The organism is Corynebacterium sp. NML180780, from assembly GCF_007786415.1.
Taxonomy (GTDB): domain Bacteria; phylum Actinomycetota; class Actinomycetes; order Mycobacteriales; family Mycobacteriaceae; genus Corynebacterium; species Corynebacterium gottingense.
In genome coordinates, this window is record NZ_VNKN01000007.1 from 59005 (window position 1) to 72683 (window position 13679).

14 protein-coding genes are annotated in these 13679 nt (G+C 68.9%); 10 read left to right on the forward strand and 4 right to left on the reverse strand.

The genetic code is table 11. The annotated features are described in order from the left end of the window. Both FPP74_RS06115 and FPP74_RS06120 read left to right on the forward strand, forming a co-directional pair. Positions 1–3039 (forward strand): bifunctional [glutamine synthetase] adenylyltransferase/[glutamine synthetase]-adenylyl-L-tyrosine phosphorylase, encoded by a 3039-nt coding sequence (locus tag FPP74_RS06115; protein ID WP_144717468.1) that lies wholly within the window; start codon positions 1–3, stop codon positions 3037–3039. Positions 3040–3074: 35 nt separating this feature from the next. Further along, positions 3075–3344, forward strand: coding sequence for a hypothetical protein (locus tag FPP74_RS06120; protein ID WP_144717470.1), 270 nt, complete (start codon positions 3075–3077; stop codon positions 3342–3344). Between the two features lie 3 nt (positions 3345–3347). On the opposite strand, the gene FPP74_RS06125 is transcribed toward FPP74_RS06120, so the two are convergent. Further along, positions 3348–4694, reverse strand: coding sequence for a nitrate/nitrite transporter (locus FPP74_RS06125; RefSeq protein ID WP_144717472.1), 1347 nt, complete (start codon positions 4692–4694; stop codon positions 3348–3350). A gap of 136 nt (positions 4695–4830) precedes the next feature. On the opposite strand from FPP74_RS06125, the gene thrC reads away from it, so the two are divergent. From thrC to FPP74_RS06135, 3 genes are read left to right on the forward strand one after another with little or no spacing between them, the layout of a single operon-like run. Then, entirely contained in the window at positions 4831–6273 is a 1443-nt protein-coding gene (thrC, locus tag FPP74_RS06130) for a threonine synthase (RefSeq protein WP_144717474.1), read from the forward strand. A gap of 25 nt (positions 6274–6298) precedes the next feature. Next, a complete protein-coding gene (locus FPP74_RS12225) occupies positions 6299–6436 on the forward strand; it encodes a hypothetical protein (RefSeq protein ID WP_173783231.1) in 138 nt (45 codons plus the stop codon). Position 6437: 1 nt separating this feature from the next. Then, positions 6438–7481 (forward strand): S1 family peptidase, encoded by a 1044-nt coding sequence (locus FPP74_RS06135; protein WP_255456084.1) that lies wholly within the window; start codon positions 6438–6440, stop codon positions 7479–7481. Between the two features lie 15 nt (positions 7482–7496). On the opposite strand, the gene FPP74_RS06140 is transcribed toward FPP74_RS06135, so the two are convergent. After that, on the reverse strand, positions 7497–8234 hold the full coding sequence (locus FPP74_RS06140) for a hypothetical protein (protein WP_144717476.1): 738 nt from the start codon (positions 8232–8234) through the stop codon (positions 7497–7499). Between the two features lie 62 nt (positions 8235–8296). Between FPP74_RS06140 and FPP74_RS06145 the strand changes: the two genes are divergently transcribed. From FPP74_RS06145 to FPP74_RS06160, 4 genes are read left to right on the forward strand one after another with little or no spacing between them, the layout of a single operon-like run. After that, a complete protein-coding gene (locus FPP74_RS06145) occupies positions 8297–8821 on the forward strand; it encodes an NUDIX domain-containing protein (protein WP_144717478.1) in 525 nt (174 codons plus the stop codon). Then, entirely contained in the window at positions 8818–9402 is a 585-nt protein-coding gene (locus FPP74_RS06150; protein ID WP_144717481.1) for a GH25 family lysozyme, read from the forward strand. The genes FPP74_RS06145 and FPP74_RS06150 overlap by 4 nt, the downstream gene beginning before the upstream one ends. 11 nt (positions 9403–9413) lie before the next feature. Continuing rightward, positions 9414–10547, forward strand: a complete 1134-nt coding sequence (locus FPP74_RS06155; RefSeq protein WP_144717483.1) for an HNH endonuclease signature motif containing protein — start codon at positions 9414–9416, stop codon at positions 10545–10547. Positions 10548–10587: 40 nt separating this feature from the next. Beyond that, positions 10588–11514: a 2-dehydropantoate 2-reductase gene (locus tag FPP74_RS06160; protein WP_144717485.1), complete on the forward strand. Its 927-nt coding sequence runs from the start codon at positions 10588–10590 to the stop codon at positions 11512–11514. On the opposite strand, the gene FPP74_RS06165 is transcribed toward FPP74_RS06160, so the two are convergent. After that, positions 11511–12440: a TDT family transporter gene (locus FPP74_RS06165; RefSeq protein WP_144717487.1), complete on the reverse strand. Its 930-nt coding sequence runs from the start codon at positions 12438–12440 to the stop codon at positions 11511–11513. The two genes, FPP74_RS06160 and FPP74_RS06165, sit on opposite strands and share 4 nt — an antisense overlap. Before the next feature lie 68 nt (positions 12441–12508). On the opposite strand from FPP74_RS06165, the gene FPP74_RS06170 reads away from it, so the two are divergent. Further along, complete coding sequence (locus FPP74_RS06170) at positions 12509–13357, forward strand: CPBP family intramembrane glutamic endopeptidase (protein ID WP_095553482.1); 849 nt, start codon at positions 12509–12511, stop codon at positions 13355–13357. Here the strand turns inward: FPP74_RS06170 and FPP74_RS06175 are convergent. Continuing rightward, a complete protein-coding gene (locus FPP74_RS06175) occupies positions 13329–13607 on the reverse strand; it encodes a DUF4236 domain-containing protein (RefSeq protein WP_095278178.1) in 279 nt (92 codons plus the stop codon). The two genes, FPP74_RS06170 and FPP74_RS06175, sit on opposite strands and share 29 nt — an antisense overlap. Between the last annotated feature and the right edge of the window lie 72 nt (positions 13608–13679).

Genomic DNA, 13679 nt, shown 5'->3' on the forward strand with positions numbered 1-13679 from the left:
ATGGCGCTTCCCACCCCAGCAAAACTCGGCCTCGTCTCGCCGCGCGCCGCGGAGGACATCGAGGAGCTTTCGCTTGTCGACGCCCCCTCGCTCTGGACCCTCGCCGGCACCGGTGACCCCGACCTGGCCCTGAACAACACGCACCGTTTCGCCGAGGCGCTGCAGGAGCACGCGCCGGGCGAGTGGGCCGAGGTGCGCGACCAGCTGGCGGCCGATCCGGCGTTTTGCACGCGCTTCTTCGCGCTGCTCGGCGGCTCGACGGCGCTGGCGGACCACCTGGTGGCCAACCCGGGGCAGTGGCGCGCGCTGGCGGGCGAGTTGCCCACCGCCGAGGAGATGCGTGAGGCGATGCTCGCCGCCGTGGACGCCGCGCCGATCGCGGAAGCGACGTACCGCGCCGGCGCGCGCTTCGACGACAAGCACGCCGCGAAGGAGGCGCTGCGCGACGCGTACCGCACGCTCATGATGCGGGTCGCCGCCGCGGACCTGGCGGGCACGTTCGCCCCGGTGAAAGGCCACGGCGGGACGGAACCGCTCGGCTACACCCGCACCACCGAGACGCTGACCGCGCTTGCCGACGCCGCCCTCACCGCCGCCCTCGCCGTCGCCGTCCGCCACGTCTACGGCGACGAGGAACCGGATACACGGCTCGCCGTCGTCGCCATGGGCAAGTGCGGCGCCCGCGAGCTGAACTACATCTCCGACGTGGACGTCATCTTCGTCGCCGACGACGCCACCGCCAAGGCGACCCGCACCGCCAGCGAGTTCATGCAGCTGGGCACCGCCTGCTTCTTCGAGGTGGACGGCAACCTGCGCCCCGAGGGCAAGGCCGGCGCGCTCGTGCGCACCCTGGACAGCCACGTGGCGTACTACAAGCGGTGGGCCGAGACGTGGGAGTTCCAGGCCCTGCTCAAGGCGCGGCCGCTGACGGGGTCGCTGGAGTTGGGGCAGTGCTATGTGGATAAGCTTGCTCCGCTCGTGTGGGAGGCCTCCCAGCGCGAATCCTTCGTGGAGGACGTGCAGGCGATGCGGCGGCGCGTGCTGGCCAACGTGCCCGAGTCGCTGCGGCAGCGCGAGCTGAAGCTGGGGGAGGGGGGCCTGCGCGACGTGGAGTTCGCCGTGCAGCTGCTGCAGCTTGTGCACGGGCGCATCGACGCCGACCTGCGCAACCCCAACACGGTCGCGGCGCTCGAATCGCTTCGCGACGGCGGCTACGTCGGCCGCGAAGACACGAGCAAACTCATCCGCGCCTACGAGTTCCTCCGACTCCTGGAGCACCGCCTGCAGCTGCAGCGCTTCAAGCGGACCCACCAGCTGCCCGACGCGGACGACGAGAAGCGGCTGCGCTGGCTCGCCCGCGCCGCCGGGTTTCAGGCCACCGCGCGCCGCACCGCGGTCGAGGAGATGCAGCGGGCGCTGTCGCAGCTGCGCCAGGTGGTGTCCAACCTGCACGAGCGCCTCTTCTACCGCCCGCTGCTGGAGGCCGTCGTAGACCTGTCCATCGGCGAGGCGACCTTCTCCGCCGACGCGGTCAAGGCGCAGCTGGCCGCGCTGGGCTACCGCCACCCCGCCCGCGCCTACGACCACCTCAACGCGCTGGTCAAGGGCACCTCGCGCAAGGCGAAGCTGCAGGCGATCCTCCTGCCCACGCTCATGCACTGGCTCGCCGGTACCGCCGACCCGGGCGCGGGCCTGCTCAACTACCGCAAACTCTCGGACGCCGCGCTGGATCGCAGCTGGTTTCTGCGCATGCTTCGCGACGAAAGCGTCGTCGGCATGCGCCTCATGCACATCCTGGGCAACTCGCCGTACACCTCCGACCTCATCATCTCCGCCCCCGACGTGGTCAAGCTGCTCGGCGACGGCTCCAGCGGGCCGCGCCTGCTCGAGCCCGCGCCGGACCAGGTGTACAAGGCGATCATCAATTCCGCCAACCGGCACCGGGGCAACCCCGACAAGGCCGTCGCGGTGGCGCGCTCCCTGCGCCGCGCGGAGCTGGCGCGCATCGCGTCTGCGGACCTGCTGGGCCTGATGGAGGTGCGCCAGGTGTGCACCGAGCTGACCATCGTGTGGGAGGCGGTGCTGCAGGCGGCGCTGGAATCTGAAATCCACGCCGACCTGCAGGACCAGGAGCTGGCCGAGCAGCCGGCGCGCATCGCTTTCATCGGCATGGGCCGCCTCGGCGGCGCGGAGCTGGGCTACGGCTCCGACGCCGACGTCATGGTGGTTGCCGAGCCCGTGGGGGAGACCTCCGAGGCCGACGCCACCGCGTGGGCGGCGCGCATCGTGGACCAGATGCGCAAACGCCTGGCCAAGCCGTCCGGTGACCCGCCGCTCGAGGTGGACCTGGGGCTGCGCCCCGAGGGGCGCTCCGGCGCCGTCGCGCGCACGATCGCCTCCTACGAGCGCTACTACCGCGAGTGGGGCGAGGTATGGGAAAAGCAGGCGCTGCTGCGCGCCACCGGAGTGGCCGGCCACGCGCCGCTCGGCGAGCAATTCCTGCACATGATTGACCAGTTCCGCTACCCCAAGGGCGGGGCGAGCAGCGCCGACATCCGCGAGATACGCCGCATCAAAGCTCGCGTGGACAACGAGCGCCTCCCGCGCGGTGCCGACCGCGCCACCCACACCAAGCTGGGGCGCGGGGCCCTTGCCGACGTCGAGTGGACCGTCCAGCTCCTCACCATGATGCACGCCCACGAGCACCAAGGGCTCCACACCACGTCCACCTTGGACGCGCTGGACTTCCTCGCGGAGTTAGACGACCCGGAGGTGCTGGCCGCGTCGAAGGCGGAGATCCTCCGGACCGCGTGGCTCACGGCCACGCGCGCCCGCAGCGCGCTCGTGCTGGTCGCGGGCAAGCGCACCGACCAGCTGCCCGCGCCGGGTCCGCACCTGGCGCAGGTGGCGGGCTCAGCCGGCTACGACCCGGACGACCAGCAGCAGTTCTTGGAGGACTACCTGCGCATTACGCGCCGGGCTCACCAGGTGATTGAAGAGGTGTTCTGGGGAGAAAAGCCCACCCGCGAGTTTGATTAGCGCCGCCTCCCGCTCGCGCCCGTAGAGTGGGGGGCATGGCTGTTCACTTTTCCATTGATCTGACCGATGCGACCTACGCCGACCTGGTGGCGCTGGTGGAGGGGGCGCGTGTGGCGGGCGTCGATAAGCGTGCCGCGCTGCACCTTGAAGATACGACGCTGTCGCTCGAGGTTGAGCCCGAAGTGCGGGCCGAGCGAGGCGAGCACGCGCCGGCGACGGGCGGGCAGCTGCCGCAGCTTGGCGACGCCGCCATCCGCTCCGTCGTGGACATCCTGACCGGGCGCCAGGAGCCGCCCCGACGGTAGGGGCTACGCCTGCTGCAGCTTCTGCCGCTCGGCGGGCGCCTCATTGACGATCCTGACGTGCGGTGCCGCGGTGAGGCGCCGTGCCTTGCGGCGCGACACGAGCAGGCCGATGAGCAACACCGCGGCCGTGACGTAGAAGGCGATCCAGGCGAGCTGGAAGTCGTGCCACTGGTAGGCCTGCCCGTGCGAGGAGTGGTCGAGCAGCACGCCGACGGTCTGCGCGCCGATCATGGTCGCGACGAACCCGCCCATGTTGCCCAGGCCGGTGCCGGTGGCGACCATGTTGGTGGGCAGGTTTTCGCGCACGGCGTCGAAGCCGAAGTTTGACGTGGGCACGCACAGGCCCATGATGATGGACATAGTGAGGATGGCCGCGTAGCTGCGCGGCTCGCTGGGCAGGAAGAAGATGATCCACGCCAGCGGGGTGACGCCGCCGAGGATGAGGGCGCCGAGGTCGCGGCTCGAGCCCATGCGGGCGGAGACCGCGCCGACGAACGGCGCCGAGGCGATATTGACCACCGTGAACAGGATGAGCACGGTGCCGGCCTGGCTTTCGGTAAGGCCCATGCCGAGCGTCATGAGCGGCAGGCCCCACAGGAGGCAGAAGCTGAACATCCAGAAGATGACCCAGCCGTGAATGAAAAAGGCCTCCCAGGCGATGGGGGAGCGAAGGACCACGCCGAGCACCTCCTTCATCGGGGTGCGATCGTCCTGGCGCTGCTGCTTGATCTCGCGGCGCTGGCCGGGCGTCATCTCGGCCCATTCCGGGGTGTCGGCGACTGCGATCGCGGCGAGGAGCGCGATGAGCAGGCCGAGCGCGCCGAGGGAGACGAAGGAGACGGTCCAGCCCTTGGCGGTGAGCAGGGCGAGGAAGGGGACCGCGGAGAGGAACTGGCCGAGCTGGCCGAGCGCCGCGGTGAGCTGGGTGAACAGCGGGGTCTTCCGCGGCGGGAACCAGTAGGGCAGGATGCGCATGCCGGACAGGAACGCGGTGGCGTCGCCGGCGCCGATGAGGACGCGGGCGACAATGGCCACGCCGTACGACGTGGTCAGGCCGAGGACGATCTGCCCCACGGCCATGATGATGGCGCCGGCGACGAGCATGAAGCGGGGGCCGAGCCTGTCGATGAGCAGCCCGGTGGGGATCTGCGCGAAGGCGTAGACGCCGACCTGGACTGCGGTAAAAACTGCGATTCGTGATGCGTCGACGTTGAATCTGTCGATAGCTTCCACGCTTGCCACACCGAAGGAGGTGCGGCCGAGGATGGCTACGGCATACACAGCGACTGCGCCGAACCACACGATGAGGGCTTTGGTTGTCAGTTGTTCGCGTGGATGATTGTTTGCCATGGCAATGAATGGTAATACCCTAACGCCCGTAATGTTTAATTGAGATTACCTTTGGGGGAACTCGTGCGCGTTGCACAGCCGGATGCGCCGCAAAAATATCTACGAATCTCAACCCGGTCCCGTAAACTCGACGCCCGTGGATTACATTTCAACTCGCGATACGACCGCCTCACCGCACAAGTTCACCGACATCCTGCTCGGGGGATTGAGCGCCGACGGCGGCCTGTTCATGCCGGCCACGTATCCGCGCCTGGAGCCTTCGCTTCTCGACGCCTGGCGTGACCTCCTCGCCGCCGAGGGGTACGCAGCCCTCGCGGCCGAGGTTGTGAAGCTGTTCGTGGACGACATCCCGCCAGCGGTGATCGAGGAACTCACCGCCAAGGCCTACAGCACGCCCAAGTTCGCCCACCCGGACATCGTGCCGGTCACGGAGCTGGACGAAACGCTCTCCATCGCCCACCTGTCCGAGGGCCCCACCGCCGCGTTCAAGGACATGGCGATGCAGCTGCTCGGCGAGCTGTTCGAGTACGAGCTGACCCGCCGCGGCGAGGCGCTCGCCGTCTTGGGCGCAACCTCGGGCGACACCGGCTCCTCGGCCGAGTACGCGATGCGCGGCCGCGACAACATCCGCGTCTTCATGCTCACCCCGGCCGGCCGCATGACCCCGTTCCAGCAGGCGCAGATGTTCGGGCTGGATGACCCGAACATCCACAACATCGCCCTCGACGGCGTCTTCGACGACTGCCAGGATGTGGTCAAGGAGGTCAACGCGGATGCCGCCTTCAAGGCCAAGTACTCCATTGGTGCGGTGAACTCCATCAACTGGGCGCGCCTGCTCGCGCAGACCGTCTACTACATTTCGACCTACCTGCGCGTGGCCGAGTCGAACGACGAAGCCCTCTCGTTCGCTGTCCCGACCGGAAACTTTGGCGACGTGTGCGCGGGCTACGTCGTCAAGCGCATGGGCCTGCCCATCGACCGCCTTATCGTGGCCACGAACGAAAACGACGTGCTCGACGAGTTTTTCCGCACCGGCAACTACCGCCCGCGCTCCTCGGCGGAAACCCAGGCCACCTCCTCGCCGTCCATGGACATCTCGAAGGCTTCCAATTTCGAGCGCATGCTTTTCGACGCCCTCCAGCGCGACGCCTCCGCCACCAAGCGCCTCTTCGGTACCAAGGTGAAGGAGGGCGGCTTCGACCTGGACGATCTGGGCGGCCAGGAGGTCCTGGACCGCATCCGGAACGACTTCGGCTTCGTCTCGGGCTCGTCCACCCATGCCGACCGACTCGCCACGATCAAGCAGACGTGGGAGGAGCACGGCGTGATGGTGGACCCGCACACCGCCGACGGCATCCACGTCGCCCGCGGCCTTGCCGGCGAGACCGACACCCGCATCGTGGTCCTGGAGACCGCGCTGCCGGTCAAGTTCGTCGACACAATCGTCGAGGCAACCGGCCGCGAGCCGGAGGTGCCGGAGCGCTTCGCCTCCATCTTGGCCGCCGACCGCCACGTCACGGACCTGCCCAACGACGCGGAGCGCGTCAAGCAGTTTATCGTCGATACCCTCGGGCAGTAAGCCCCAGCACGAAAAGGAGCACACCATGGCACAGGAACAGTTCGCCGGCCCCGACTACTTCACCGAGTTCGACCCGGAGAAGTTCATCCGCGACCTGAAGATCCAGGCATCCGGCGACGCTGAGCCGGAAAACGACGCGGAGGAGCACTCGGACGCCGAGTAGCGTGACCCACCCAAACGATTCATCGACCGGCAACCACGCCAGGAAGTACCAGCCGACCTACGGCGAGCGCTGGACGTTCCCGGAGCCCGCGCCGCAGCACCACGCCGCACCCGCCCCCCGCAGCACCACGGCACGCACCGTGAGCTGGGTGGTCTGCATCGTCGCGGTCGCCCTGTTCGTCGCCTCCGTGGTGTGGCTCGGCTTGACCACCTCGCAGCTGCCCACCGGCTCCGTCGAGGAGCGCCAGGCGCGCGAGGCGGTGCAGACCCCGCTGGAGACGGAGGCCGCCGAGTCTGACGGCCAGGCCAACCAGGTCCGCGTGCCAGCGTTCGCGCTGTGGGCGCCCGGTACGCGCATCCAGACGACGGACCACCAGCCGCAGCCCGGCGAGAGCTTCACGGCGCAGTCGTGCACCGTCGCGTTCAGCTTCAGCGACGCGTCGGGCCAGCACTACGCCGTCACCGCGGGGCACTGCGGCCACGCCGGCGACCTCGTGTGGCCCACGAACGCCTCGCGCGCCTTCGACTACGCGCACGAGGTCGGCCAGTTCGTCTACTCGGGGCTGTTTGCTCACGACGCCAGCGCCTCCGACGGCATCGACGTTGGCATTATCAAGATCACCGACCCGGACCGCTACATGGACGTGATTGGTGACCCAATCCCCACCGGCATCGCCGACGAAGTCCCGCCAGTGGGGCACGTCTGCAAAACCGGCGCCACGACCGGCTACACCTGCGGCGAGTTTGAGGACACGCAGCGGGTGCAGATCGTGAACGCGGGTGACGACGAAGACCGCGAAACCTTCGGCGACATCGCCGCAGTCTGCGCCGCCGCCGGCGACTCGGGCGGCCCGGTGTTCACCCACGTCAACGGCCGCGCCGTAATCATCGGTATCGTCTCCGGCACGGAGGCCGGCCGCAGCGGCGAGGACTGCTGGGAGGGGATGGAGAACCCCAAGCTCATGTCCTACTCAAACGTCGAGCAGATGATGACCGTGATCGACCAGGTCGTGCCGGACGCGCAGTGGGAGACGCAGCGCTGGTAGCGCTGCGCTGCGAAGCTACCAGGATTCGCCAGGCTCCGGCATGCCCCACTTCTCGCGCAGTGCCGCGCCGGTCGGTTCGTGCTTGTAGGTGTGCGGCCGCGAGGGATTCGCCTCCATGATGGTGAGCTCGTCGTCCGTGAACGCCTCGAAAGTCGCGCGGTCCAGGTACGGGCGCAGGCCGAACTCCTCCCATGCCGGCTGCAGCGCCTCCACCTGCTCGTGCGTCGCGTCGAGCCAGTACAGCTGCGCGAGTTGGCCGCCCCCCTGGCGCTCCAGGTTGTTGGTCACCGTGACCGAGTTGGCACCGTGCTCGTCGCCGAAGTGGAGGAGGTCGGCGATGGTCTGGGGTGGGAGCGTCGTGAAGCAAAAGCCCAGCAGCTCGAAGCGCATGTTGTCGGGTGTCTCGAGGGTGAGCGTGTCCAGGCAGTTCTGCTCGAGCAGGCGCGAGATGTGGCCGGCGGTCTCCGCACTCACCATGGCGGTGGGGGTGAGGTCACCGCGCAGCATCACGCCGGTCTTCGTGGCGCCTACCTGCGCGTCGGCGATGACGTTGGGGCGGACGCTGGCGGCGACGTTGGGGGCGTCGGCAGGCGCGGGGTTCCAGGCGGAAACCGGCGGCGCCGGCGTCGTCTGCGTGGTGCGCGCGTTGGTTTGGTAGCTGGTCAGCGCCGCGATCATGACCACGAGCGCGATCAGCACCGCGCCGTAGACGGTGATAAATACGGCTTTGGGGAGGCGCTTCAGGGTGTGCATCGCAGCTCATCCTAGCCGACGTAGACTCGTGGGCACGCGAACGACGAACGAAAGGACACGCCGTGCCAATCCCGGAATTTATCGTGCAGATCCGCGAGAAGATCGGCCACGACCCGCTCTGGCTGCCGTCGGTCGCCGCGATCGTGCTGCGCGATTCCGCCGACCAGTCCGCCTGGGCGGTGCCGGACGTGCTGCTCGTGCGCCGCGCGGACAACGGCGAGTGGACCCCGGTGACCGGGATCGCGGAGCCGGGCGAGCAGCCGCACGACGCGGCGGTGCGCGAGGTGCGCGAGGAGACCGGCATCGAGGCCACGCCCGCCGCGATCCTTGGCGCGGGGTCCGTCGGCCCGATCACCCACGCGAACGGCGATCAGGCCAGCTACATGTCGGTGCAGCTGCGCCTCGAGCCGGCAGACCCCGCCGCGGAGCCGGTGGTGGGCGACGACGAGTCGACCGAGGTCGGCTGGTTCCCCATCTCGCGCATGCCCGTCACGGACCCGAAGTGGCGCCTGGCCATCGCGGACGCGGCCGCCCAGCGCCGCCACCCCGAGTCGTTCACTCCGCGGATGGGGCTGTCCAAGCGGTGAGGCTCGGCGTCGACTGCTCCGAATACCAGGCCGGCCTCGACTTCGCCGGCTTCGACTTCGCGGTCCTTCGCACCACCGACGGCACCTACCAGGACCCGTGCTTCGAGCAATTGCTTCTCGACGCCCACTCGTCCCACTGCTCCCTGTCCACCTACCACTACCTGCGCAGCCCGTCGGAGGGCACGACCGTCGCCGAACAAGTCGGCGCCGCCCTCGACGTGTTGGGTGGGAGGCGGCTGCCGATGTGGCTCGACGTGGAGTCACCCGCGGGGCTTTCTCTTGCCGACGTCCGCGCCGCCGCCACCGCCTTCCGCGCCGCCGACGTCCCCGTCGCCGGTATCTACACCACCGCCCGCTACTGGCGGCGGCACATGTGCCTTGCCAACCCGGCGGAGTTCGGCGCGCTGTGGTTGGCGCAGTGGGGCGACAACTCGGTGACCGACCCCGCGCGCCTCGGGCCGTGGCCGCGGCCGCTCGGGTTCCCGGCACCGCAGGTGTGGCAGTTCACGTCCCGCGGGCGCGTCGGTGGGATCGCGGTGGATCTGAACCTTGCGGTTGCGGGGTGCGTGGGGGTGGGCTAGGTTGTGGGCCTATGGGGGAGGAACAACTACGGGCCTTTTTGGCCTTCCGCGCTGGGGGTATTGCCGCGCTCCGGCTCGTCCACGAGGCCGGGCTCGACGCGCCCGCGCTTGTGGGGATGGGCGCGGCCGATGACTACGCGGATACGCTGGTGCGGCTCGCGCGGCGGTTCTTTCGGCCGACCAACCACTCGCGCTACCAGGCCGAGGCACGTTCCGCGGCGGAAGCCAACAGTCACTGCATTGAAACGCTGGAGCTGATCGAGCGCACCGCTCGCAGCATCAGCAACCCGACCAAGCGTTGGGAATACACCGCCGAGCTGTGCGCCGCGCAGGGGGATACCGCCACCATCGCAAAGAAAGCCGCCCGGCTGCGCAAGGACTTCATCGCGCCGCGCGTGCCCGAGGACGGGGTGCGGATCCAGCGCGACATGAAAAACGACAAGTTCATCATCCGGCTCACCGGCCCTACCAACCGGCTGCAGGACGTGGTCACCACGTTCGAAACACCCGACGAGCGGGGCAAGCCCATCGATGCGATTGACTGGATTGTCAACAACCGGCGAATTGTGCAGGCACCGGTGGCGGTGCACGCGATTGTCACCGACAAGGACATCGACCACGTGCTCGCCGGCACCGACGACAGCGACGACACCGAGCCGGTCGTGATCACCAACACCGGGGTCCGCATGACCACCAGCCAGTTGCTCAAGCGCCGGATCCTGCCGGACGGCTACATCACGCTCGCCGCGGAGCACCTTGGCCCGATCAACACCCACCGCATGCGCCTCGCGTCCCGGGTGCAGCGGCTCGCGCTGGAGGTGGACTCGCCGACGTGCTGCTGGCCCGACTGCAACGCGCCGATTTCCAAGTGCCAGGCCCACCACCTCACCGAGTACGCGCACGGGGGAGAGACCACCCCGGCGAACATGTGCTGGCTGTGCCCGCACCACAATGCCGTCAATGGCGACCCGAAGCGCGGCCGCATGACCCGCATCAACGGGCGCATCGCGTGGGTCGGTCCGAAGTACGCCGCGCCGCGCTTCACCGGCCGGGCCTACGCCGATACCGGCGCAGTGATCGGCGGGCCGGCCCAGGGCGCGCCGGCCGGTGAGCCCACCTACGCGGGTCCGTCGCCACCGGAGTAAAGGCGCACGCGGCGGCGTGCGCGCGGATAGACTGTGCACCATGAAGGTGGTGTGCATTGGTGCGGGCGCGATCGGCGGGTACTTCGGCGGCATGCTCGCAGAGGCTGGTCACGAGGTGTCGTTTGTCGCGCGCGGGAAGACGCTCGCGGCGCTCAGGCAGCGCGGCGTCCTGCTCAGCCGCGGCGACGAGCCGGCGCGCGCCGTCCGGGTCCACGCGGCGGAGCACGCCGGGGAGGCCGCGGACCTGATGGGTGGGGCGGACATCGTGGTTGTCGCCACGAAGGCGCTGCCGGATAACCCGACGTTCGCGGACCTCGCGGACGCGCCTCAGCTTGGCGGCGTGCCCATCGTTACGACCCAGAACTCGGTCGAAGTCCACGACACCGCCGCGCGCATTTTCGGCGCCGACCGGGTGCTTGCGGGGGTGGCGCGCTGCTACGCCACGCGCGTCGGGCCGGCAGAGATCGTGCTCAATCCCGGGCCTTTGGCGTTGAGCTTTGGGCCGGTGGCGGGGGCGTCGATAAGCGAAACTGCCCGGGCGTTCCGCGCGGCGCTGGATGAGGCGGGGATCGGCGGCGAGCTGTACGCGCCGGGCGACGTGCTTACGGACGTGTGGTCAAAAGCCATGTTTGTCACCACGACGGGCGCGCTCGGCGCGGTTGCCGGCGTGCCGATGGGCGTGCTTCGCGACGCTTTGCGCCCCCAACTCCGCGCCCTGATGAAAGAAGTCGAGGCCGCAGCCCGCGGGCTTGGCGTGCGGCTGCCGGCGGGCGCGGTCTCGCAAACCCTCGCGTTTGCGGACCAGCAGTACGCGGGCGCGACGAGCTCGATGCAGCGCGACATCGCGGACGGACTGCCCAGCGAGCTCGACGCGCAGGTCGGCGCGATCCGCCGGCAGGCCGCCGCCGCGGGCGTGCCCACCCCGCTGCTGGATTACACCTACGCGGTGCTCGCGGTGCGCGCCTAGCTCGTGCGCCCCTCCGCCACCCAACTGACGAACCGGCTCGAGCACAGCGCCCAGTGCGCGACGAGCAGCACCGGGATGCTCAGTGCGATCGCGTCCAGCCACTGCGACCCGCTGACCATCGCCATCTGGTGTCCGCCCATGCTGACGGTGCCCGGCGGGAAGGTGCACGACCACCACGCCGGCGAGTACGGCACCCAGCGCGCGGCGTTGGGGTAGAAGGTGATCATGGCGTAGATCGCGAGCGGGATCGCGATGATCAGCGCGACCAGGCCGTAGTAGATGGAGACCGTGCCCGGGAAGAGGATCTGCATCGCGGTGGTGGATTGCCCGACCACGCCGAGTGGCACCCACGCGGTGGCGGACTTCGCGCCCTCGAAGTCAACGCGCCCGTGCCAGGCGGCCCAGTAGACGCGGGCGAATGTCGGCACCGCGGTAAGCAGCGACATGACAAACAGGGCGGTGCCCATCACGTGGTAGAGCGGGCCGTAGTCGTGCGCGAGCCAGCCGGAGACGGACGCGGAAATCATCGGCCCGACCAGCGGCAGGCCCCAGGTGAACCGGGGCTCGCCGTCGAATCGCGTGAGCTGGATCGCCCAGGTGATGACGGTCACTGGGCCGCCGATCCAGAAGCCGATGAGCCTGTACACGCCGTCGCCGGTGAGCCCGGACAGCGCGGCGCCGAGCGCGAGGATGCCGATAAAGTACATCGACCACTCGGCCATCGTGGTGCGCTCGAAACTGGGCTGGCGGTAGCGCGCAAAGCCTACGGTGAGCACGACCAGGATCACGCACGCGATGGCGGCGAAGACGCCGGCGAGGAAGAGGAGGTCTTCCTCGACGAGCAGGCGCGCGACGATTGAGGTGCCCATGAGGCTGCCGCCCCACGCGGGGCCCGGGGGCGGGAGTTGGCGAAATTTGTCAGTCACGGGCTTATGGTAATCCCTATTGCTTCACGACGCCACGTTACCCCACCCCAGCGGCGTATCATGAAGTTATGGGTTCCTATCATATGCTCGGCCGCGACGGGGCGCCGCGCGTTGCCTGGTGGCGTCCGCTTCTCGAGTTCGTCGTCGTCCTCATACTCTTCTTCGGCATCTACGCCGCGATGCTCGCGCTTTTCAGCGCGGCGGATCAGTTCTTCAACCCGTCGGTCAAAGCGATGGGCGAGTTCGAGTTCGTGGACACGCCCTGGCTCGCGCTCGCGGCGGGGTCAATAGAGGCCGCGACGATCCCCGCGGCGTTCATCGCCGCGTGGTTGCGGGGCCGGCGCCCGTCCGCGCTGTGGTCGGTGGAGCGCCGCTTCCGGTGGCGCATCTTTGGCATCGCGCTGGTGCCGGCGCTCGTCGCGTTCGGTGCGGAGCTAGGGTACACGCTGTGGCGGAGCGAACCCGCGGACGGTGCGTTCACCGCAGAGAACTTCGGTGCGTTGTGCATCCTCGTCGCGCTCATCCCGCTGCAGGCGCTGTCGGAAGAGCTGGTGTTTCGCGGCTCGCTGGTGCAGGCAGTAGGGCAGTGGACCCGCTCGCCGTGGGTGGCCTACCTCGTCCCCGCGTTGATGTTCGTCTCCGTCCACGACTACGGCTGGCGAGGCCAGCTCAGCGTCGCGACGTTCGCGCTCTGCGGCGCGTTCCTCACGTGGGCAACGGGCGGGCTAGAGGCGTCGTTGGCAGTGCACGCCGTGGCGAACACGCTCGCGATCCTACCGGATCCCTTCCACGTGCCCGTTGCGGGCTTGGCTGAGGCGACGGTGGGGGATGCGGTGGCGTCGATAGGCGCGACCGTGCTTGCCACCGCAGCGATTTGGTGGCTGGTGGCTAGCGGTACTGCTGCGAAATCTCGTTGAAGCGAGTCTGCTCCTTGCCAACCTGCTTGCGCTGCTGCTTCGCGCGCTTCTTCCTGCGCACCTGGTTCGGGGTGTCGCGCTCCTCGTAGCGCAAGCCCGGAATACCGGTGCGCATCGTGCGCGTGCGGCCGCCGTTGGAGTTGAACGTGTAGCGGAACGGCCCGGAGCCGACGGACGCGGAGAGGCCGGAGCCGGACAGGGTGAATCGGAACGGCCCGAACTTCTTGGAGCGGCGGAAACGGAACGGCATGGGGGCTCCTTATCGACGTAGCGTAAAAGTCCCTCAAGCGTAGCAAAGACCACCCCACACTCGACCTTGGTG

What these genes read in the sequence shown, in the direction of transcription:
- FPP74_RS06155 (WP_144717483.1), top strand. Translation starts at nt 9,414, where the DNA reads ATGGGGGAGGAACAACTACGGGCCTTTTTGGCCTTCCGCGCTGGGGGT.
- FPP74_RS06120 (WP_144717470.1), top strand. Translation starts at nt 3,075, where the DNA reads ATGGCTGTTCACTTTTCCATTGATCTGACCGATGCGACCTACGCCGAC.
- FPP74_RS06140 (WP_144717476.1), bottom strand. Translation starts at nt 8,234, where the DNA reads ATGCACACCCTGAAGCGCCTCCCCAAAGCCGTATTTATCACCGTCTAC.
- FPP74_RS06160 (WP_144717485.1), top strand. Translation starts at nt 10,588, where the DNA reads ATGAAGGTGGTGTGCATTGGTGCGGGCGCGATCGGCGGGTACTTCGGC.
- FPP74_RS06170 (WP_095553482.1), top strand. Translation starts at nt 12,509, where the DNA reads ATGGGTTCCTATCATATGCTCGGCCGCGACGGGGCGCCGCGCGTTGCC.
- FPP74_RS06125 (WP_144717472.1), bottom strand. Translation starts at nt 4,694, where the DNA reads ATGGCAAACAATCATCCACGCGAACAACTGACAACCAAAGCCCTCATC.
- FPP74_RS06175 (WP_095278178.1), bottom strand. Translation starts at nt 13,607, where the DNA reads ATGCCGTTCCGTTTCCGCCGCTCCAAGAAGTTCGGGCCGTTCCGATTC.
- FPP74_RS12225 (WP_173783231.1), top strand. Translation starts at nt 6,299, where the DNA reads ATGGCACAGGAACAGTTCGCCGGCCCCGACTACTTCACCGAGTTCGAC.
- FPP74_RS06115 (WP_144717468.1), top strand. Translation starts at nt 1, where the DNA reads ATGGCGCTTCCCACCCCAGCAAAACTCGGCCTCGTCTCGCCGCGCGCC.